Source organism: Leclercia tamurae (assembly GCF_025566055.1).
GTDB classification, from domain to species: Bacteria; Pseudomonadota; Gammaproteobacteria; order Enterobacterales; family Enterobacteriaceae; genus Enterobacter; species Enterobacter tamurae.
In genome coordinates, this window is the sequence record NZ_JAMHKS010000074.1 from 158,288 (window position 1) to 178,475 (window position 20,188).

The following is a 20,188-nucleotide window of genomic DNA, read 5'->3' on the forward strand; positions in this document are numbered from 1 at the left end:
ACCGGGCTTTTTTTCAGGCGATATTCAGGTATTTGTGGGTCTGCATCGACAGACGCCAGTTGCGCGCAATACAGGTCTCAATGCACAGACGCGTGGCGTCCTCTTTCTGGCTGATCGGTTGCAGCGCAATAACGCGCTGTTTGTCATCGGTCAGCGTCTCCAGCAGTTCATCCAGCGCTTCGATATCACGAACGCGGCCTACCGGATGCTTAATCTCATCGGCACGCTCCAGCGCCTGGGACAGCACATTGTAACCGCCACGCATATTCACTTTTGGCGATACCGTCACCCAGGTGGTGTGAGAGCAGCGCACTTCGTGCGTACCGCTGGTCTCAATCTGGCAGCTAAAGCCGTTTTTTTCGAGCAGCGAGGTCAGCGGGATCAGGTCATGGATGCAGGGCTCGCCGCCGGTGATCACCACATGACGCGCGGTCCAGCCCTGACGGCCAATAATCGCCAGCAGATCTTCCGGGTTCGCCGCGCCCCATTTGTCGCTCTCTTTGGTTTTGGCCAGGATGCTGAACAGTGACACTTCCCGATCGCTAAGCGTTTCCCAGGTATGTTTGGTATCACACCAGGCACAACCCACCGGGCATCCCTGCAGACGAATGAAGATAGCGGGAACGCCGGTGAAGTAACCCTCGCCTTGCAGGGTCTGGAACATCTCGTTAATCGGGTACTGCATAGTCATCTCAAAGAAGGGGATAAACGTTAAGTATCGCAGATCCCCGGCCCAGGATCATGCCCGATCGGTGCTCTGTGCCTCGATTGCCCCAACAAATCGCGCCGTAATCTGCTGCGGGCGCGTGATCGCCCCACCTACCACCACCGTATACGCGCCTGACTCAAGACAGCGGGCAGCCAGTTCCGGCGTTTCGACGTTGCCTTCGGCCACCACCGGGATGGTGACCGCCGCGACGACCTCCCGCAGAAACTCGCACTCCCGCTCTTTCAGCTTATGGCCTGCGGTATCGGCCGTATAGCCATAGAGCGTGGTGCCCACGCAGTCAAAACCCAGCGCCTGGGCGGTTTTCGCCTCCTCTACCGTGGCGATATCCGCCATCAGCAGTTGGGACGGGTATCGCGCCCGGATCGCTGTCATCAGCCCGGCGAGCGTCTGGCCGCCGGGACGCGGACGCGCGGTAGCATCAAGAGCGATAATCTCCGGTTTTACGGCCATCAGTTCATCCACCTCCCGCAGCGTGGCGGTAATAAAGACCTCGCTGTCCGGATAGTCGCGCTTGATAATGCCAATCACCGGCAGCGAAACCTGTTTTTTGATGGCCTCGATGTCCACGACGCTGTTGGCGCGGATGGCCACCGCCCCGCCCTGCGCCGCCGCCAGCGCCATGCGCGCCATAATAAACGGGCTGTGTAAGGGTTCGTTATCCAGCGCCTGACAGGAGACGATCAGCTTACCTTTCAAAATATCCAGTACATTTTTCATTACGATAAGATCTCTTCAACTTCGTTTTTGATGATGGTGACATGCGGACCGTAGATAACCTGTACGCCATTGCCCCGCAGGATCACGCCGCGAGCGCCGGTTGCCTTGAGCATGGCTTCGTTCACTTTGCCACCGTCTTTCACCGTCACGCGTAAACGTGTGGCGCAGCAGTCCACCTCGTCCAGATTCTCCCTGCCACCCAGGCCTTCAATAATCGCCTGCGCCCGTTCGCTTTGAGGAAGCGCGGTTTCTGCTACGGCCTCTTTCTCCCGGCCCGGGGTCGCAAAATCGAAACGGTTAATCAGGAAGCGGAAGGTGAAGTAGTACAGGAAGAACCACGGGACCCCGACCAGCGGCACGTACAGCCAGTGGGTTTTGGCTTCGCCCTGCAGAATGCCAAACAGAACGAAATCGATAAAACCGCCTGAGAAGGTCTGCCCTATGGTGATGTGCAGAATATGGGCAAGCATAAAGGCCAGCCCGTCGAACAGTGCGTGAATGACGTACAGCACCGGGGCGATGAAGAGGAAGGAGAACTCGATAGGCTCGGTGATACCGGTCAGGAAAGAGGTCAGCGCCGCCGAAAGCAGCAGCCCCGCGACCCGCTTTTTATTTTCCGGCTTTGCCGTGTGATACATCGCCAGACAAGCACCGATCAGGCCAAACATCATGGTGATAAAGCGTCCGGACATGAAGCGCGAAGTGCCCTCGTAGAACTGCTGGGTATTCGGGTCGGCGAGCTGGGCAAAGAAGATGCGCTGTGTACCTTCAATCAGCTGACCGTTGACGATCTCGCTGCCGCCAAGGGCGGTGGTCCAGAAGGGAAGATAGAAAATATGATGCAGGCCGAAAGGCCCGAGCATACGCAGGATAAAGCCGTACAGGAAGGTGCCCAGATACCCGGTCGCATCGACCAGACCGCCGAGGCCAAAAATCAGCTTCTGAAAATGCGGCCAGACGACGGTCATGATCGCGCCCACCAGTATCGCCGCCAGCGAACTGATAATAGGGACAAAGCGTGACCCGCCAAAGAAACCGAGAAATTGCGGCAGGGCAATTTTGTTAAACCGATGGTGCAAGGTACAGGTTACCAGCCCGATGACCACCCCGCCAAAGACGCCAGTTTCCAGGGTCTGAATACCCAGCGTCATCCCCTGCCCCACCGCGCCGGGGTTCTCCTGCGCAAGGGTGCCATTAAGGATCAGCAGGGCGTTAATGGTGGCATTCATTACCAGGAACGCCAGCAGTGCCGCCAGGCCCGCAGTGCCCTTATCGGTTTTCGCCAGCCCCACGGCAACCCCCACGGCAAAAAGTACCGAGAGATTGGCAAAGACAATCGAGCCGGCGCTGCTCATGATAGTGAATATCGCCTGGAGCCAGCTCACATCCAGGAAGGGGTAGGCCGCGAGTGTATTGGGATTCGACAGTGCGCCGCCAATGCCTAACAGCAGACCCGCGGCGGGCAGCACGGCAATGGGTAACATAAAGGATTTGCCAAAGCGCTGGGCTTTTTCAAACCATGCGCCCGATGAGGCGCCGCTGAACAGTTGCATCATTTTTTCACTCCCCGGTTATTTGATGAAAATTTTTACCACATATAAAATAAGAAGTGAAAATTATCACCAATAACCTGGAGAGCGATCATACTTTTTTAAAATGTCTGGCGTCTCGCCCCCGCTTTCCTCCACACTAGCCCACAGAGAAACGCATTAAGGATTTTGCATGTCAGAAAATGAAAATCTGCTGCTGAGGCTGCGACAGGGTGTCTCTGGCTATAGTCCGACCCAGCAAAAACTGGGCGAGTTCGTCTTAAGCGATCCGGCAAAAGTGCTCTATTTCACCATTACCGAACTGGCGCGTGAGAGCGAAACCAGCGAGGCAAGCGTGACCAGACTTTGCCGCACGCTGGGTTGTAAAGGCTATACGGAGTTCAAGATGGCGCTGGCGCTGGACGTTCAGCGTGACCAGGCACCGGTTGCGCAGGGCGATCGGGTGGATGAGGTCGTGGAAGAGTCCGTTCTGGCGCTGCGGGATACCGCCCGGCTGCTTGACAGGGATATGCTCCTGCAGGCCGCCCAGGCTCTGCATCAGGCGCGTTCGGTTTATATCTACGGCGTGGCGGCAAGCGCCATCCTGGGTGACTATTTGCACTACAAACTGCTGCGTCTGGGTAAACCTGCGCAGTTGCTAAGCGACATGCACCGCGCCTCGATGAGCGCAACCACGCTGGGTAAAGAGGATCTGGTGGTGGCGATCTCGAGTTCAGGATCAACCCGCGATCTGCTGCACGTAGTGAAACTTGCGCGTAAACGTGGGGCACGCGTGCTGGCGCTCAGCAATACGCCGCGTAGCCCGCTGGCTTCAATCAGCGATATGCAGCTGGTTGCGGCAAAACCCGAAGGCCCGCTCAGCGCCGGCGCGATGAATGCCAAAGTAGGGGTGATGCTTTTGGTGGAGCTGCTTGCCACCACGCTCATCTCCCTGGACATCCGCTACGGCGACGCCAGCCAGCAAACCGCCAGCGCTACCCTGCCCTTGCTGCTTTAACGCAGGCATAAAAAAACCCGCCGAAGCGGGTTTTTTCTAAAGATTAAGGTTCAGAATTACTGACCTTTGATCTCTTTACGGCCGTTGTATGGTGCTTTTTCGCCCAGCGCTTCTTCGATACGAATCAGCTGGTTGTATTTAGCAACACGGTCAGAACGGCTCATAGAACCGGTTTTGATCTGGCCAGCAGCGGTACCAACAGCCAGGTCAGCGATGGTAGCGTCTTCAGTTTCGCCTGAACGGTGAGAGATAACGGCAGTGTAGCCAGCGTCTTTCGCCATTTTGATCGCAGCCAGAGTTTCGGTCAGAGAACCGATCTGGTTGAATTTGATCAGGATGGAGTTAACGATGCCTTTCTCGATACCTTCTTTCAGGATCTTGGTGTTGGTTACGAACAGATCGTCACCAACCAGCTGGATTTTGTCGCCCAGAACTTTGGTCTGGTATGCGAAACCATCCCAGTCAGACTCGTCCAGACCGTCTTCGATAGAAACGATTGGGTACTGTTTGGTCAGGTCTTCCAGGAAGTGAGTGAACTCTTCAGAGGTGAAGGCTTTGTTGCCTTCGCCAGCCAGAACGTATTTACCGTCTTTGTAGAATTCAGATGCTGCACAGTCCATCGCCAGGGTGATGTCGGTGCCCAGCTCGTAGCCTGCTGCTTTAACCGCTTCAGCGATTACAGCCAGTGCTTCGGCGTTGGAGCCCAGGTTAGGTGCATAACCACCTTCGTCACCTACTGCAGTGTTCATACCTTTAGCTTTCAGAACTTTAGCCAGGTTGTGGAACACTTCAGAACCCATACGTACTGCTTCTTTCAGGGATTTCGCGCCAACTGGCTGAATCATAAATTCCTGAATATCAACGTTGTTGTCTGCGTGCTCGCCGCCGTTGATGATGTTCATCATCGGAACTGGCATAGAGTATTTGCCTGGAGTGCCGTTCAGTTCAGCGATGTGTTCGAACAGTGGCTGACCTTTAGAAGCAGCTGCTGCTTTGGCGTTCGCCAGGGAAACAGCCAGGATTGCGTTCGCACCGAAGTTAGATTTGTTTTCAGTACCGTCCAGATCGATCATGATTTTATCGATGCCAGCCTGGTCTTTGGCGTCTTTGCCAAGGATTGCCTGTGCAATTGGGCCGTTAACCGCGCCAACAGCTTTGGTTACGCCTTTGCCCAGGAAACGGGATTTGTCGCCATCGCGCAGTTCCAGCGCTTCGCGGGAACCAGTAGAAGCACCTGACGGCGCAGCTGCCATACCGACGAAACCACCTTCCAGGTGTACTTCGGCTTCAACAGTCGGGTTACCACGGGAGTCGATGATTTCACGACCGATGACTTTAACGATTTTGGACATTAGATTTTCCTCAGTACAAGTTAAACTAAAACTCCAGACAAACAGCGCGTACCTTTGTACGCGCTGCCGTTCTAACTTTTCTTACTTCGCCTGACGCTTCTGGAACTCACTGGCGGCTTTCACAAAGCCAGCAAACAGCGGATGTCCATCACGCGGCGTAGAAGTAAATTCCGGGTGGAACTGACAGGCGACGAACCATGGGTGGTTCGGCACTTCGATGATCTCGACCAACTGATCATCCCCGGAGCGGCCCGCAATACGCAGACCCGCAGCTTCAATTTGTTTCAACAGCAGGTTGTTGACTTCATAACGGTGACGATGGCGTTCAGTGATTGTCGGCGCACCGTACATCTGGCGAACCAGGCTGTCGTCAGAGAGCTGACAAGCCTGTGCACCCAGACGCATCGTGCCACCCAGATCGCTCTTCTCGGTACGGACTTCGACGTTACCTTCTTCGTCGCGCCATTCGGTGATAAGCGCCACAACAGGGTACTTACAGTCTGGCACAAATTCCGTAGAGTTCGCGTTTTCCATCCCCACCACGTTGCGGGCGAATTCAATCAGCGCAACCTGCATACCCAGGCAAATGCCGAGGTAAGGAATATTGTTTTCACGCGCATAGCGTGCGGTAGCGATCTTGCCTTCAACACCACGGTAGCCGAAGCCACCAGGGATCAGAATAGCATCCAGATCTTTCAGAATGTCGACACCGCGGGTTTCAACATCCTGCGAATCAATCAGCTTGATGTTGACGGTTACGCGGTTCTTCAGGCCACCGTGTTTCAGCGCTTCGATAACTGACTTATAGGCGTCCGGCAGTTCAATGTACTTGCCGACCATACCGATAGTCACTTCGCCTGCCGGGTTCGCTTCTTCGTAAATCACCTGTTCCCATTCTGACAGGTTTGCGTCCGGACAGTTCAAGCTGAATCGTTTACAAATATAATCGTCGAGGCCCTGTGATTTCAACAGGCCCGGGATTTTATAAATGGAATCGACATCTTTCATTGAAATAACAGCTTTTTCTGGCACGTTACAGAACAATGCAATTTTCGCACGTTCGTTAGCCGGAACGGTACGATCGGAACGGCAAACCAGGATATCAGGCTGAATACCGATGGAGAGCAGCTCTTTCACAGAGTGCTGGGTCGGCTTGGTTTTCACTTCACCTGCGGCAGCCATGTACGGCACCAGAGTCAGGTGCATGAACAGCGCGTGTTCACGACCAATATCCACCGCCAGCTGACGAATTGCTTCCAGGAACGGCAGGGATTCGATATCACCGACAGTACCGCCGATCTCTACCAGCACCACGTCGTGACCTTCGCCACCAGCCAGAACACGCTCTTTAATGGCGTTGGTGATGTGCGGGATGACCTGAACGGTAGCGCCCAGATAGTCGCCACGGCGCTCTTTGCGCAGAACGTCGGAGTAGATACGGCCGGTCGTGAAGTTGTTACGACGGGTCATTTTGGTGCGAATGAAGCGCTCGTAGTGACCCAGGTCCAGATCGGTTTCAGCGCCGTCTTCAGTAACGAACACTTCCCCGTGTTGGATCGGGCTCATGGTACCTGGATCGACGTTGATGTACGGATCCAGCTTCATCATGGTCACATTGAGGCCACGGGCTTCAAGAATGGCTGCGAGGGAGGCTGCGGCAATGCCTTTACCCAGAGAGGATACAACCCCGCCGGTCACAAAAATATAGTTCGTTGTCATGCTGAACCTGAGAAGTTAGGGTGAAACGATGGAATAACCAGGACGGGAAAGTAGTATACCCGAACACGGCGAGCGCCACAAACTTTCATTCTCCGTCTCCTGTCTCAGGCTTTGACTCATATTGGGAGTGAGAAAATAGCCCCTTTTGGGTAAATGTTTTTGACGCAAATCAAGCGCTTGTCATTTAAAAAATCACACAAATTGCGCTTGATCGCAAAAACCCGTTAGAGATCAGATTCCTGGCGTTTTACTTCTTGCCAGACTTCTTCCATCGCATCGAGGTCCACGCCGGTCATTTCCAGGCCGCGGGCCGCGATAATGCGCTCCACTTCCCGGAAGCGGCGTTCGAATTTGAGGTTGGCTTTTTGCAGCGCCACTTCGGCTTTAACTCCTAAATGACGGGAGAGGTTGACGGTGGCAAACAGCAGATCGCCCATCTCCTCTTCCACCTTCTCCTGGTCCACTACCGCCTGCTGCGCTTCGTGCATCACTTCGTCGATCTCTTCATGCACTTTGTCGAGCACCGGGCCTAAAGAGGTCCAGTCAAACCCCACCGTCGAGCAGCGTTTCTGGATCTTATGCGCACGCATCAGCGCCGGCAGGCTTAACGGGATATCGTCCAGCGCTGAATGCTGGGATTTTTCAGCCCGTTCCGCGCTTTTGATCTGCTCCCAGCGGGCCAGCACGTCGGTACTGTTTTCCGCGATGGCATCGCCAAAGATATGCGGGTGACGGCGTTCCAGCTTATCGCTGATGGCGGCGCAGATGTCGTTGAAATCAAAGCGCCCCTCTTCCTGGGCCATCTGGGCGTAGAACACTACCTGGAACAGCAGGTCACCCAGCTCGCCGCGCAGATCGTCAAAATCTTCCCGGGAGATGGCGTCCAGCACCTCGTAGGTCTCTTCCAGGGTGTAGGGGGCGATGGTGGCGAAAGTCTGCTCTTTGTCCCACGGACAGCCGGTTTCCGGGTCGCGCAGACGTTGCATAATGCCGAGCAGGCGGTCGATTTGGGTCATGTCTTATCCTGTTAAATCGGTAACGCCGGGTGGCGGCTGCGCCTTACCCGGCCTACAAAGAGAGTGCATTACCCGCCGTGCAGACGGCGGGCGTCAATCACATCTGGCACCTGGTTCAGCTTGCCGAGCACCCGGCCCAGCACCTGCAGGTTATAGATTTCGATGGTCATATCGATGGTGGCGAGCTGCTGACGGGTGTCGCTGCGGCTGGCAACGCCCAGCACGTTCACCTTTTCGTTGGCCAGAATAGTGGTGATATCGCGCAGCAGGCCGCTGCGATCGTTGGCCGACACCCGCACCACCAGCGAATAGCCCGCAGAGTAACTTTCGCCCCACACCGCATCGACGATTCGTTCCGGCGCATGGGACTGTAAATCTTCCAGCTGATCGCAGTCCGCACGGTGGATAGAGATCCCGCGCCCCTGGGTGATGAAGCCGACGATCTCGTCTCCCGGGATCGGCTGGCAGCAGCGGGCAATGTGGTGCATCAGGTTCCCGACGCCTTCCACGACCACCCGGCAATTGTCTTTTTCTTTGCTGCGGTGCTGTGGGGTGTAGCTCTTCTGCTGCAGCTGCTTCAGCGCCGCTGCATCCTGCTCAGCCGCGCTCGGTTTGTTGAACTGCGCCTGCAGGAAATTCACCATCTGGTTAAGACGAATATCCCCGCCGCCGATAGCGGCCAGCAGCTCATCCAGCTCGTTGAAGTTGTAGCGCGGCAGCAGCTGCTTCTCCGCCTCTTTCAGGTGGATGCCCAGATGCTCCAGCTCGTCGTCGAGGATCTGACGACCGGCCAGGATGTTCTTGTCACGATCCTGCTTGCGGAACCAGGCGTGGATCTTGGAGCGCCCGCGGCTGGTGGTGATGTAGCCCAGGTTGGGGTTAAGCCAGTCGCGGCTCGGGTTCGGCTGCTTCTGGGTGATGATGTCCACCTGATCGCCCATCTGCAGCTGATAGGTAAACGGCACGATGCGTCCGCCGATTTTGGCGCCGATGCAGCGGTGCCCCACGTCGCTGTGAATGTGGTAGGCGAAGTCGAGCGGGGTTGAGCCTGCCGGGAGGTCCACCACGTCGCCTTTCGGCGTGAAGACGTAGACCCGGTCGTCAAAGACCTGGCTGCGTACTTCGTCGAGCATCTCGCCGGAGTCGGCCATCTCTTCCTGCCACGCAATCAGTTTACGCAGCCAGGCGATGCGGTCTTCGTGACCGGAGCGTGCCCCGCCTGAGGTGCCCTCTTTGTACTTCCAGTGCGCGGCGACGCCGAGCTCGGACTCTTCGTGCATCTGTTTGGTGCGGATCTGGATCTCCACCGGTTTACCGCCCGGCCCCAGCACCACGGTGTGGATCGACTGGTAGCCGTTCGGTTTCGGGTTGGCGACGTAGTCGTCAAACTCATCCGGCATGTGGCGGAAGTGGGTGTGAACAATCCCCAGCGCGGCGTAGCAGTCCTGCAGACGCTCGGCGACGATTCGCACGGCGCGCACATCAAACAGCTCATCAAAGGCGAGATGCTTCTTCTGCATTTTGCGCCAGATGCTGTAGATATGCTTCGGCCGGCCATAGACCTCAGCCTTCACCCCCTCTTCTTTCATCGACTGACGTAAGCCGCCGACAAACTCCTCGATGTAGTGCTCGCGATCGATACGGCGTTCGTGCAGCAGTTTCGCAATACGTTTGTATTCCGCCGGGTGTAGATAGCGGAAGCAGTAATCTTCCAGCTCCCATTTCAGCTGTCCGATCCCCAGACGGTTCGCCAGCGGGGCATAGATATTGGTGCACTCTTTCGCCGCCAGCACGCGCTCGTCTTCCGGCGCATCCTTCACTTCCCGCAGGTGGGCGACGCGTTCGGCGAGCTTAATCACCACGCAGCGGAAGTCATCCACCATGGCCAACAGCATGCGGCGAACGTTATCGACCTGTTCGGACGAGACGGAGTCGGTGTGGGTGGCTTTAAGCTGGCGGATAGCCGCCATGTCGCGCACGCCGTGGATCAGCGAGACGATCGATGTACCGACGCTTTCGCGCAGCACCTCTTCGGAGACCACCTCGGCGTCGGCCAGCGGGAACAGCATGGCAGCGAGCAGGGTGTCGATATCCATGCTGAGCATGGATAGGATTTCCACCATCTCCACGCCGCGCCACAGCAGCAGCTCGGCATCGGGATGCCCCTTGGTGGTGCGCAGACAATAAGCCCAGGTTTCGGTTAAGCGTTCACACGACTGCTGGCTGGCAATCCCCAGACTTGCGATCCATTTTTGTGGGTCAAACTCACCAGCTTTATTGAGATGTGCACTTCTTACCGCAACCATTGTCCTCTCCTTTAGGGACCCTTGCCTGTCGAATTCGACAAGCCGAAACTCATCAGTTGTGTTCAAACAACGCCATTGATTCCAGATGTCCAGTGTGCGGGAACATATCGAGCATTGCCAGACGCTGAATCTGGTAACCCGCCGCTAATAGTGCTTCGCTGTCCCGGGCAAGCGTCGCCGGATTACAGGAAACATAGACCACGCGTTTAGGGGCGAGTTTAATAATATGCTGCATCACGCCTGGCGCGCCTGCACGGGCCGGATCCAGCAGGATTTTGTCGAAGCCGTGCGCCGCCCAGGGCTGCTGAGTGACATCCTCTTCCAGATTCTCGTGAAAAAATGTCACGTTTTGCAGCCCATTGTGAATGGCGTTGTCGCGTCCTTTCTCCACCAGCGCCGCCACGCCCTCCACACCGACCACGCTGTGCGCCCGTTTTGCCAGCGGCAGGGTAAAGTTGCCCATCCCGCAGAACAGATCGAGCACCCTATCTTCCGGCTGTATATCCAGCCAGTCGAGCGCGGTCGCGACCATCTGTTGGTTAACGCCATCATTGACCTGAATGAAATCGCGCGGACTGAACGTTAAGCGTAGCCCGTCTGAATCATACCAGGGCGTTTCACCGTTCAGTTGCTCAAGTATCTCGCTTTGCGGGGCGAGATACAGGTCAAGCTCATGGGAATGCGAAAAGCGTTCCAGTTTTTCGCGATCTTTGGCCGAAAGCGGTGCAGTATGGCGTAGCACCATCAGCGGGCCGCGGTTGGCCAGCACCAGTTCAACGTGGCCCAGGTGGCGAACGCCCTGCAGCTCAGAGAGGCATTTGCGCACTTCTGGCAGCAATGCCTCAAGACGGGGCACCAGAATGGGGCACTGTCTGACGTCGACGATGTCGCTGGAGTTGGCTTTACGAAAGCCCATCTCCAGACGCGCGGTTTTCGGCTGGTAGTTCAGGCTCAGGCGCGCCCGGCGGCGGTAGCCCCAGGGTTTATCGGCGATCACCTCGTTGACGTCGTGCTTCAGCAGGCGCGCCAGGGCATTGCTTTTGCTGCGCTCCTGTAACGCGATGCTGGCATGCTGTTGCTGGCAGCCACCGCAGACGCCAAAGTGCGGGCAACGCGGTTTCTCACGTTGCGGGCTGTCGTTAAGGCGACGTTTTACCTGCCCGCGCGCGTACTGGCGTTTCTCTTCCGTCAGGGTGATCTCTGCACGCTCATCGGGCAGCAGGCCGGGGATAAACAGGGCTTTACCATCATGGCGCGCCACCCCCTGGCCGAAGGGATCGAGGTCTGTCACATCAACAGTTATGATCTGACGCGTCGTCACGCGCCGCTTTGCAGAGTAGAATTGCGCCATTGCCGGGTATTATCTCAAATGAACATATTGACTCTAATTGTCCCATAACGGAACTCCATGACCAACTACAGCCTGCGTGCGCGCATGATGATTTTGATCCTCGCCCCTACCGTACTCATTGGTTTACTGCTGAGTACCTTCTTTGTGGTGCACCGTTATAACGACCTGCAGCGGCAGCTTGAGGACGCGGGGGCCAGCATTATTGAGCCGCTGGCGGTCTCCAGCGAGTACGGCATGACCCTGCAAAATCGCGAGTCTATCGGCCAGCTCATCAGCATCCTGCACCGCCGTCACTCGGATATTGTGCGGGCGATTTCGGTGTATGACCAACATAATCGCCTGTTTGTCACCTCCAATATCCAGCTTGACCCGGGCACGCTGAAGCTCCCGGCCGGCATGCCCTTCCCGACACGGCTGAGCGTGATTCGCCAGGGCGAAAAGATGATCCTGCGCACGCCGATCATCTCGGAAAGTTATTCACCGGATGAATCTGTCGAAGCGGATGCCAAACCCAATAACAACATGCTGGGATATGTGGCGCTGGAGCTGGATCTCAAGTCCGTGCGGTTGCAGCAGTACCGGGAAATCTTCATCTCCACGGTGATGATGCTGTTCTGTATCGGCATTGCGCTGATCTTCGGCTGGCGTCTGATGCGTGACGTGACCAGCCCGATCCGCAACATGGTGAATACCGTCGACCGTATCCGCCGGGGTCAGCTCGACAGCCGCGTCGAAGGCTTTATGCTCGGTGAGCTGGATATGCTCAAAAACGGCATTAACTCGATGGCGATGTCGCTGGCGGCCTACCATGAGGAGATGCAGCATAACGTCGATCAGGCCACCTCCGACCTGCGGGAAACCCTGGAGCAGATGGAGATCCAGAACGTCGAGCTGGATCTGGCTAAAAAGCGTGCCCAGGAGGCGGCGCGTATTAAGTCGGAGTTCCTGGCGAACATGTCCCATGAGCTGCGGACCCCGCTCAACGGCGTAATTGGCTTTACCCGCCTGACCCTGAAGACCGAGCTCAACCCGACCCAGCGCGACCACCTGCATACCATTGAACGTTCGGCCAACAACCTGCTGGCGATCATCAATGACGTGCTGGACTTCTCCAAGCTTGAGGCGGGCAAACTGATTCTGGAGAGCATTCCGTTCCCGCTGCGCAGCACCCTGGACGAAGTGGTGACCCTGCTGGCGCACTCCTCCCACGACAAAGGGCTGGAGCTGACGCTAAACATTAAAAATGATGTGCCGGATAACGTGATTGGCGATCCGCTGCGCCTGCAGCAGGTGATCACCAACCTGGTGGGTAACGCCATCAAGTTCACCGAGAGCGGTAACATTGACGTGCTGGTGGAAAAGCGCGCCATCAGCAATACCAAGGTGCAGATTGAGGTGCAGATCCGCGATACCGGGATTGGTATTCCCGAGCGCGATCAGTCTCGACTGTTCCAGGCCTTCCGCCAGGCCGACGCCAGTATTTCACGGCGTCATGGCGGCACCGGCCTGGGGCTGGTGATCACCCAGAAACTGGTGAACGAGATGGGGGGCGATATCTCCTTCCACAGCCAGCCTAACCGCGGCTCGACCTTCTGGTTCCATATCAACCTCGACCTGAACCCGAATGTTCTGATCGACCGGCCGGGAATGGAGTGTCTGCAGGGTAAACGACTGGCGTACGTGGAGCCCAATGCCGCCGCGGCGCAAAGCACTCTGGACGTGTTAAGCACCACCCCGCTGGAGGTGGTTTACAGCCCGGCCTTCTCCGCGCTGCCGGTTGAGCACTACGACATACTGCTGATGGGCATCCCGGTGACCTTTACCGGCGAGCTGACCATGCAGCAGGAGCGGATGGCCAAAGCGGCCTCGATGACCGACTACCTGCTGCTGGCCCTGCCGTGCCATGCGCAGATCAACGCCGAAGAGCTGAAACACGACGGGGCGGCCGCCTGTCTGCTGAAGCCGCTCACCGCCACGCGCCTGCTGCCGACCCTGACCGAATACTGCCGTCTGAACCATTCCGCTGCGCCGCTCGTTGTCGATGAGAGCAAGCTGCCGATGACCGTAATGGCGGTGGATGATAACCCGGCCAACCTGAAGCTGATCGGCGCGTTGCTGGAGGATCAAGTTCAGCATGTCGAACTGTGCGAGAGCGGCCTGCAGGCCGTTGAGCGCGCGAAACAGATGCAGTTTGACCTGATTATGATGGATATTCAGATGCCCGGCATGGACGGGATCCGCGCCTGCGAGCTGATCCGCCAGCTCCCCCATCAGCAGCAAACGCCGGTGATCGCCGTGACTGCGCACGCGATGGCGGGCCAGAAAGAGAAGCTGTTAAGCGCCGGGATGAACGACTATCTGGCAAAACCGATTGAAGAAGAGAAGCTGCACAGTCTGCTGCTGCGCTACAAGCCCGGCCCGACGGCAGGCAGCTGGATCGCCCCTGCGGAAGCCGCCGACATCACGGTTAACGACAATGCCACCCTCGACTGGCAGCTGGCGCTGCGTCAGGCGGCGGGCAAAAACGACCTCGCGCGGGAGATGCTGCAGATGCTGGTGGCCTTCCTGCCGGAGATCCGCAATAAGGTGGAGGAGCAGCTGGTGGGTGAAAACCCGGAAGACCTCGTTGATGCGATCCATAAGCTGCACGGCAGCTGCGGGTACAGTGGGGTGCCACGCCTGAAAAATCTGTGTCATCTGCTGGAGCAGCAGCTGCGTTCCGGAACACCGGAAAGCGAGCTGGAACCGGAGTTCCTGGAGCTGCTGGATGAGATGGATAACGTCACGCGGGAAGCGATGAAGGTGCTGGGATCGTAAGCCCCTAACCCTCTCCCCGTAGGGGAGAGGGAATAAACATCAAAGGCTACACCTCCATTCCCACCTTTAGCACCGCCGCGATATTCCTCGCCGCCATCCGCACGTTTTCTGCGGCGTCTTCCAGCGCCTCTTCCAGCGTGCAGATGGTGTAGATCACACTAAATACCGCGTCGATGCCATGATCGTGCACCACGCCGACATCTGCCGTCAGGCTGCCCGCCAGGCCGATCACCGGCTTATTGTGGCGTTTCGCAATTTTCGCCACCCCCACCGGGACTTTGCCATGAATGGTCTGGCTGTCGATTCGCCCTTCCCCGGTGATCACCAGATCGGCATCGGCCACCAGGCTGTCGAGGTTGAGCGCATCGGTCACAATCTCAATACCCTGGCGCAGCTGCGCGCCGCAAAAAGCGTATAACGCCGCGCCCATTCCGCCTGCCGCTCCACCGCCTGCCAGCTTGAGCACCTCAACGTCGAGGTCGCGGGCAATGATCTGCGCATAGTGTGCCAGCGCGCGATCGAGGCGTTCGATCATCTCCGGCGTGGCCCCTTTTTGCGGCCCGAATATCGCACTCGCCCCGTTTTCGCCGGTCAGTGGATTGGTGACGTCACAGGCGACTTCGATCCGACACTCTGCCAGCCGCTTATCCAGACCGCTGATGTCGATGCGCGCCAGTTTCTCCAGCTCGCCGCCACCGGCACCCAGGGCGTTGCCCTGCGTGTCCAGCAGCTTCGCGCCCAGCGCCTGCACCATCCCTGCCCCGCCATCGTTAGTGGCGCTGCCGCCAATGCCAATGATGATATGTTTCACGCCCGCATCCAGCGCATGACGGATAAGCTCCCCGGTTCCCCAGGAGGTGGTTTTCAGCGGATTACGCTGGGCCGGGGGCACCAGCTCCAGACCGCTGGCCGCCGCCATCTCGATAAACGCGCTTTTACCATCACCGGAGCGGCCATAAAAACCGTCAACATGCCCGCCGAGCGGCCCCGTTACCCGCACCTGAATAATGTCTCCCTGAGTAGCAGCCACCATCGCTTCCACAGTGCCTTCACCGCCATCGGCGACCGGCAGTTTGACGTACTCTGCCGTCGGGAAAATCTCGCAAAATCCCTGCTCTATCGCCGTCGCCACAGCCAGGGCACTCAGGCTCTCTTTATAAGAGTCCGGTGCGATAACAATCTTCATAAGCCGTCCTTACGCATGTTGACTACCATAAGCATACACCCGTCACGCAAGAGAAAATGCCGACTCCCGCAGGAACCGGCACCGGACTTAACGCACCATGCAAGGGCGTTTGTTGTTGAAGGTCCACTCCGGGATCAGGTACTGCATCGCCATCGCATCGTCGCGCGCGCCCAGACCGTGCTGGAGGTACAGCTCGTGCGCCTTCATTACCTGATCCATATCCAGCTCAACGCCCAGACCCGGCGTGGTTGGCACCTGCACCATACCGCCCTTAATTTCGAACGGCTGTTTGGTCAGGCGCTGGTTGCCCTCCTGCCAGATCCAGTGGGTATCAATCGCGGTGATATTGCCCGGCGCGGCCGCGGCCACATGAGTGAACATCGCCAGCGAGATATCGAAGTGGTTGTTGGAATGTGAGCCCCAGGTCAGGCCGAACTCGTGACACATCTGCGCCACGCGCACCGAGCCCTGCATGGTCCAGAAGTGCGGATCCGCCAGGGGAATGTCGACCGACTGCAGGGAGAGGGTATGACCCATCTGACGCCAGTCGGTTGCGATCATGTTGGTGGCAGTCGGCAGACCGGTGGCGCGGCGGAACTCAGCCATCACTTCACGGCCAGAGAAGCCCTGCTCGGCGCCGCACGGATCTTCCGCATAAGCCAACACGCCCTTCAGGCGCTTACCGATGCGGATCGCCTCTTCCAGCGACCAGGCCCCGTTGGGATCGAGGGTGACGCGCGCCTGCGGGAAGCGTTTCGCCAGGGCGATAATAGACTCTGCTTCCTCTTCCCCGGCCAGCACGCCGCCCTTCAGTTTGAAATCGTTAAAGCCGTACTTCTCATAGGCCGCTTCCGCCAGACGCACAACCGCATCCGGGGTCATCGCCTCTTCGTGGCGCAGACGATACCAGTCGCACTGCTCATCCGGCTGGCTCTGGTACGGCAGCGGGGTCAGCTTGCGGTTGCCGACGAAGAACAGGTAGCCCAGCATCTCCACTTCCGTACGCTGCTGCCCGTCACCCAGCAGGGAGGCGACGTTGACGCCCAGATGCTGACCCAGCAGGTCGAGCATTGCGGCTTCGATGCCGGTCACCACGTGAATGGTGGTGCGCAGGTCAAAGGTTTGCAGCCCGCGGCCACTCGCATCACGGTCGGCAAATTCGTTACGTACGGCATTAAGGATGTTTTTGTACGCGCCCAGCGTCTGGCCCACTACCAGCGGGATTGCATCTTCCAGGGTTTTGCGGATCTTCTCCCCGCCCGGGATTTCACCCACGCCGGTATGGCCAGAGTTGTCTTTGATAATCACAATATTACGGGTGAAGAACGGGGCGTGGGCCCCACTCAGATTCATCAGCATGCTGTCATGGCCGGCAACCGGGATGATCTGCATGGAAGTGACAACAGGCGTAGTAAATGTGCTCATAATTCAATCCTTTAATCAGTGGCGACCGAACGCCGGGCGTTTGCGGTCAAATGTCCAGCCGGGAATAAGATACTGCATCGGGCCTGCGTCATTACGCGCGCCGCCGGGCAGTTTCTTATAGGCTTCATGGGCTTTGTGGATCTGATCCCAGTCAAGCTCCACGCCAAGCCCCGGTGCATCCGGTACGGCAATCTTGCCGTGTTTAATTTCCAGTGGATTTTTGGTCAGGCGCGCTTCGCCCTCCTGCCAGATCCAGTGAGTGTCGATAGCCGTTGGCGTACCCGGTGCCGCGGCACCAACATGGGTGAACATCGCCAGCGAGATATCGAAGTGGTTGTTAGAGTGGCAACCCCAGGTTAAGCCCCAGTCGTCGCACAGCTGCGCCACGCGCACCGCGCCAGAGAGGGTCCAGAAGTGCGGATCCGCCAGCGGGATATCCACCGCGTTCAGCATCACCGCGTGACCCATTTCCCGCCAGTTGGTGGCGATCATATTGGTGGCGACCGGCAGGCCGGTGGCGCGACGGAACTCCGCCATCACCTCACGGCCAGAGAAGCCCTGTTCGGCACCGCAGGGATCTTCGGCGTAGGTCAGGACATCCTCCAGGCCTTTGCACAGGGCGATAGCTTCATCCAGCAGCCAGGCGCCGTTGGGATCGACGGTAATGCGCGCGTCCGGGAAGCGTTTCTTCAGGGCGCGGGCGCTGTCGATCTCCTGTTCACCCGGCAGCACGCCGCCTTTCAGTTTGAAATCCTTAAAGCCGTAGCGATCCTGGGCCGCTTCTGCCAGACGCACCACCGCCTCGCTGGAGAGCGCCTCCTGATGGCGCAGGTGATACCAGTCGTGGCTGCCAGGGGATTGCTCCAGATACGGCAGGTCGGTTTTCGTGCGATCGCCCAGGTAGAAGAGATAGCCCAGCACGGTGACCGCATCGCGCTGCTTGCCCGGGCCGAGCAGTTCGCACACCGGCACGTTCAGCGCTTTGCCGAGCAGATCCAGCAGCGCCGCTTCCAGCGCTGCCACGGCATTGACCCGCAGTTCAAATGTCCAGGCCCCTTTGCCGAAGGTATCGAAATCGGCGGACTGGTTGCCCTTGTGCACGCGCTGGACCACTTTGTTCAGCCGCGCTACCTCCTGACCCACCACTTGCGGAATGGCATCCACCAGGGTCTGGTAGATAACCTCACCGCCGGGGGCTTCCCCAACGCCGGTATTCCCGGCGTTATCGGTCAGCACCACGATATTGCGGGTAAACCAGGCGTTATGTGCGCCGCCGATGTTCAGCAGCATGCTGTCCTGACCGGCAACCGGGATAACCTTCATTTCAGTCACGACAGGGCTGGATTGCATACTCATGATAAACGCTCCCCGACAGGTTTCAGTTCGATACGTTTGATATCACCCACCAGCACCAGGTAACTCAGTACCGCCACCAGAGCGTGAACCCCGACGTAGATCAGCGCCCCGTTAAAGGAACCGGTGGTGCCGACGATGTAACCGATGGCAATCGGGGTGACGATCCCGGAGATGTTGCCGAACATATTGAACAGACCACCGCTCAGACCGCTGATCTCTTTCGGTGCGGTATCGGCCATCACCGCCCAGCCCAGCGCCCCGATGCCTTTACCGAAGAAGGCCATCGCCATAAAGCCGATAATCATCCACTCGGCGTCAACGTAGTTACAGAACACCATCGACATGGAGAGCAGCATACCCAGCACGATCGGCGTTTTACGGGCGATATTCAGGGATCCGGTACGACGCATCAGCCAGTCGGAAATCACCCCGCCCAGCACGCCGCCGATAAAGCCGCAGATTGCCGGAACAGAGGCCACAAACCCGGCTTTCAGAATCGACATACCGCGTGCCTGCACCAGATAGACCGGGAACCAGGTGATAAAGAAGTAGGTTAAGGCGTTGATACAGTACTGCCCGAGGTAGATCCCCACCATCATGCGGGTGCCCACCAGCTGTTTGATCTGACCCCACTTGTGGCTGAACGGCACTTTCTCTTTGCTTTTCGCCTGATCCATGTTGATCAGCGCTCCGCCCGCGGCGATGTAATCCAGCTCTTTCTGGTTTACGCCCGGATGCTGGTTTGGCTCGTGGATCACTTTCAGCCAGACAAAGCTGATGATGATGCCCAGCCCGCCCATGAAGAAGAACACGTGTGACCAGCCCACTTCGTGGGTCAGCCAGCCCATGATCGGAGCGAAGATCACGGTAGCGAAGTATTGCGCGGAGTTAAAAATGGATACCGCCGTTCCCCTCTCCTGCGCCGGGAACCAGGCTGCCACTATGCGGCTATTGCCCGGGAAGGAGGGCGCTTCGGCAAGGCCGACGAGGAAGCGCAGGGTAAAGAGCGCGACAATAATGCCAAAGCCGTTAAAGATATCGACGAAGCCCTGCAGCAGGGTAAACATGGACCAGATAAAGATGGACCAGAAATAGACGCGTTTTGAACCGAAGCGGTCGAGCAACCAACCGCCCGGGATTTGGCCGATAACATAGGCCCATGAAAATGCTGAGAAAACGTAACCCATTCCGACCGGATCCAGACCGATATCTTTTGCCATTTCAGAACCGGCAATCGACAGCGTGGCGCGGTCGCCATAGTTAAAGGATGTGACGATAAACAGCATCACCACTATCCAATAGCGAGCGTTGGTGCGCTTTTCAGCGCTGCTCGCCGCCTGGCTTAATGAACTCATTCTTGCACTCCTGAATCATAGCTTTTATCGCTACGTTCATTCTGAACAGCTCAACCGGTAGGGTATCAGAATGACGTGTATGTGTTTTTTGCAGTTCAAACGTTGAGGTCTTTTGCCTTACTGACTGCATTTTTATTAACTGGCGGAAAAAGTATAAGAAAGGATCCAGGCCCCTCTCACCGTGCAACAACACAACATTGGCGGGAGGGTTTGAGGTTGTTTATGGCATAAGCCTAACTCAATGGAAGGTAGTTCACGGAAACGTGGCTGAGTGAGAAAACAACAGAAGAGAAAGAGAAGAGTGTGAATCA

Annotated in this window: 14 protein-coding genes; 2 read left to right on the top strand and 12 right to left on the bottom strand. The window is 57.4% G+C overall.

The window, feature by feature from the left end; translation table 11 throughout:
- Positions 1 to 13 precede the first annotated feature (13 nt).
- From queE to M8318_RS13860, 3 genes are read right to left on the bottom strand one after another with little or no spacing between them, the layout of a single operon-like run.
- Positions 14 to 685, bottom strand: coding sequence for a 7-carboxy-7-deazaguanine synthase QueE (queE, locus tag M8318_RS13850; RefSeq protein WP_166183755.1), 672 nt, complete (start codon positions 683 to 685; stop codon positions 14 to 16).
- 54 nt (positions 686 to 739) lie between these two features.
- A complete protein-coding gene (locus M8318_RS13855; RefSeq protein ID WP_262663227.1) occupies positions 740 to 1,447 on the bottom strand; it encodes an N-acetylmannosamine-6-phosphate 2-epimerase in 708 nt (235 codons plus the stop codon).
- Positions 1,447 to 3,003, bottom strand: a complete 1,557-nt coding sequence (locus M8318_RS13860; protein WP_262663228.1) for a maltose/glucose-specific PTS transporter subunit IIC — start codon at positions 3,001 to 3,003, stop codon at positions 1,447 to 1,449. The genes M8318_RS13855 and M8318_RS13860 overlap by 1 nt, the downstream gene beginning before the upstream one ends.
- A gap of 166 nt (positions 3,004 to 3,169) precedes the next feature.
- On the opposite strand from M8318_RS13860, the gene M8318_RS13865 reads away from it, so the two are divergent.
- Complete coding sequence (locus M8318_RS13865; protein WP_262663229.1) at positions 3,170 to 3,994, top strand: MurR/RpiR family transcriptional regulator; 825 nt, start codon at positions 3,170 to 3,172, stop codon at positions 3,992 to 3,994.
- A 56-nt stretch (positions 3,995 to 4,050) separates the two neighbouring features.
- Here M8318_RS13865 and eno read toward each other — a convergent pair whose 3' ends face one another.
- The 5 genes from eno to rlmD form a co-directional block, all read right to left on the bottom strand.
- Positions 4,051 to 5,346 (bottom strand): phosphopyruvate hydratase, encoded by a 1,296-nt coding sequence (gene eno / locus M8318_RS13870; protein WP_106994461.1) that lies wholly within the window; start codon positions 5,344 to 5,346, stop codon positions 4,051 to 4,053.
- An 81-nt stretch (positions 5,347 to 5,427) separates the two neighbouring features.
- Positions 5,428 to 7,065 (bottom strand): glutamine hydrolyzing CTP synthase, encoded by a 1,638-nt coding sequence (gene pyrG / locus M8318_RS13875; RefSeq protein ID WP_262663231.1) that lies wholly within the window; start codon positions 7,063 to 7,065, stop codon positions 5,428 to 5,430.
- 224 nt (positions 7,066 to 7,289) lie between these two features.
- Entirely contained in the window at positions 7,290 to 8,081 is a 792-nt protein-coding gene (gene mazG, locus M8318_RS13880) for a nucleoside triphosphate pyrophosphohydrolase (protein ID WP_262663233.1), read from the bottom strand.
- Positions 8,082 to 8,149: 68 nt separating this feature from the next.
- The gene (relA, locus tag M8318_RS13885; RefSeq protein ID WP_262663235.1) at positions 8,150 to 10,387 is read right to left on the bottom strand and encodes a GTP diphosphokinase; all 2,238 of its coding nucleotides are present in this window, start codon (positions 10,385 to 10,387) and stop codon (positions 8,150 to 8,152) included.
- A 52-nt stretch (positions 10,388 to 10,439) separates the two neighbouring features.
- Positions 10,440 to 11,738, bottom strand: a complete 1,299-nt coding sequence (rlmD, locus tag M8318_RS13890) for a 23S rRNA (uracil(1939)-C(5))-methyltransferase RlmD (RefSeq protein WP_262663237.1) — start codon at positions 11,736 to 11,738, stop codon at positions 10,440 to 10,442.
- Between the two features lie 57 nt (positions 11,739 to 11,795).
- On the opposite strand from rlmD, the gene barA reads away from it, so the two are divergent.
- On the top strand, positions 11,796 to 14,555 hold the full coding sequence (gene barA / locus M8318_RS13895) for a two-component sensor histidine kinase BarA (RefSeq protein WP_262663239.1): 2,760 nt from the start codon (positions 11,796 to 11,798) through the stop codon (positions 14,553 to 14,555).
- A gap of 46 nt (positions 14,556 to 14,601) precedes the next feature.
- Here the strand turns inward: barA and M8318_RS13900 are convergent, their stop codons facing one another.
- The 4 genes from M8318_RS13900 to gudP form a co-directional block, all read right to left on the bottom strand.
- Positions 14,602 to 15,741: a glycerate kinase gene (locus M8318_RS13900; RefSeq protein ID WP_262663241.1), complete on the bottom strand. Its 1,140-nt coding sequence runs from the start codon at positions 15,739 to 15,741 to the stop codon at positions 14,602 to 14,604.
- 87 nt (positions 15,742 to 15,828) lie between these two features.
- Positions 15,829 to 17,169 carry a glucarate dehydratase gene (gene gudD, locus M8318_RS13905; protein WP_262663333.1) on the bottom strand — a complete coding sequence of 447 codons (1,341 nt, stop codon included), beginning with the start codon at positions 17,167 to 17,169 and terminating at the stop codon, positions 15,829 to 15,831.
- Positions 17,170 to 17,181: 12 nt separating this feature from the next.
- Positions 17,182 to 18,522, bottom strand: a complete 1,341-nt coding sequence (locus M8318_RS13910; RefSeq protein ID WP_262663243.1) for a glucarate dehydratase family protein — start codon at positions 18,520 to 18,522, stop codon at positions 17,182 to 17,184.
- Positions 18,519 to 19,877, bottom strand: a complete 1,359-nt coding sequence (gudP, locus tag M8318_RS13915; RefSeq protein WP_262663245.1) for a galactarate/glucarate/glycerate transporter GudP — start codon at positions 19,875 to 19,877, stop codon at positions 18,519 to 18,521. The genes M8318_RS13910 and gudP overlap by 4 nt, the downstream gene beginning before the upstream one ends.
- Positions 19,878 to 20,188: the final 311 nt, after the last annotated feature.

Bases quoted from the DNA above. Each gene is read 5' to 3' on its own strand.
- M8318_RS13900 (WP_262663241.1), bottom strand. From the start codon at position 15,741: ATGAAGATTGTTATCGCACCGGACTCTTATAAAGAGAGCCTGAGTGCC.
- M8318_RS13865 (WP_262663229.1), top strand. From the start codon at position 3,170: ATGTCAGAAAATGAAAATCTGCTGCTGAGGCTGCGACAGGGTGTCTCT.
- M8318_RS13855 (WP_262663227.1), bottom strand. From the start codon at position 1,447: ATGAAAAATGTACTGGATATTTTGAAAGGTAAGCTGATCGTCTCCTGT.
- relA (WP_262663235.1), bottom strand. From the start codon at position 10,387: ATGGTTGCGGTAAGAAGTGCACATCTCAATAAAGCTGGTGAGTTTGAC.
- barA (WP_262663239.1), top strand. From the start codon at position 11,796: ATGACCAACTACAGCCTGCGTGCGCGCATGATGATTTTGATCCTCGCC.
- M8318_RS13860 (WP_262663228.1), bottom strand. From the start codon at position 3,003: ATGATGCAACTGTTCAGCGGCGCCTCATCGGGCGCATGGTTTGAAAAA.
- eno (WP_106994461.1), bottom strand. From the start codon at position 5,346: ATGTCCAAAATCGTTAAAGTCATCGGTCGTGAAATCATCGACTCCCGT.
- M8318_RS13910 (WP_262663243.1), bottom strand. From the start codon at position 18,522: ATGAGTATGCAATCCAGCCCTGTCGTGACTGAAATGAAGGTTATCCCG.
- queE (WP_166183755.1), bottom strand. From the start codon at position 685: ATGCAGTACCCGATTAACGAGATGTTCCAGACCCTGCAAGGCGAGGGT.
- rlmD (WP_262663237.1), bottom strand. From the start codon at position 11,738: ATGGCGCAATTCTACTCTGCAAAGCGGCGCGTGACGACGCGTCAGATC.
- mazG (WP_262663233.1), bottom strand. From the start codon at position 8,081: ATGACCCAAATCGACCGCCTGCTCGGCATTATGCAACGTCTGCGCGAC.
- gudP (WP_262663245.1), bottom strand. From the start codon at position 19,877: ATGAGTTCATTAAGCCAGGCGGCGAGCAGCGCTGAAAAGCGCACCAAC.
- pyrG (WP_262663231.1), bottom strand. From the start codon at position 7,065: ATGACAACGAACTATATTTTTGTGACCGGCGGGGTTGTATCCTCTCTG.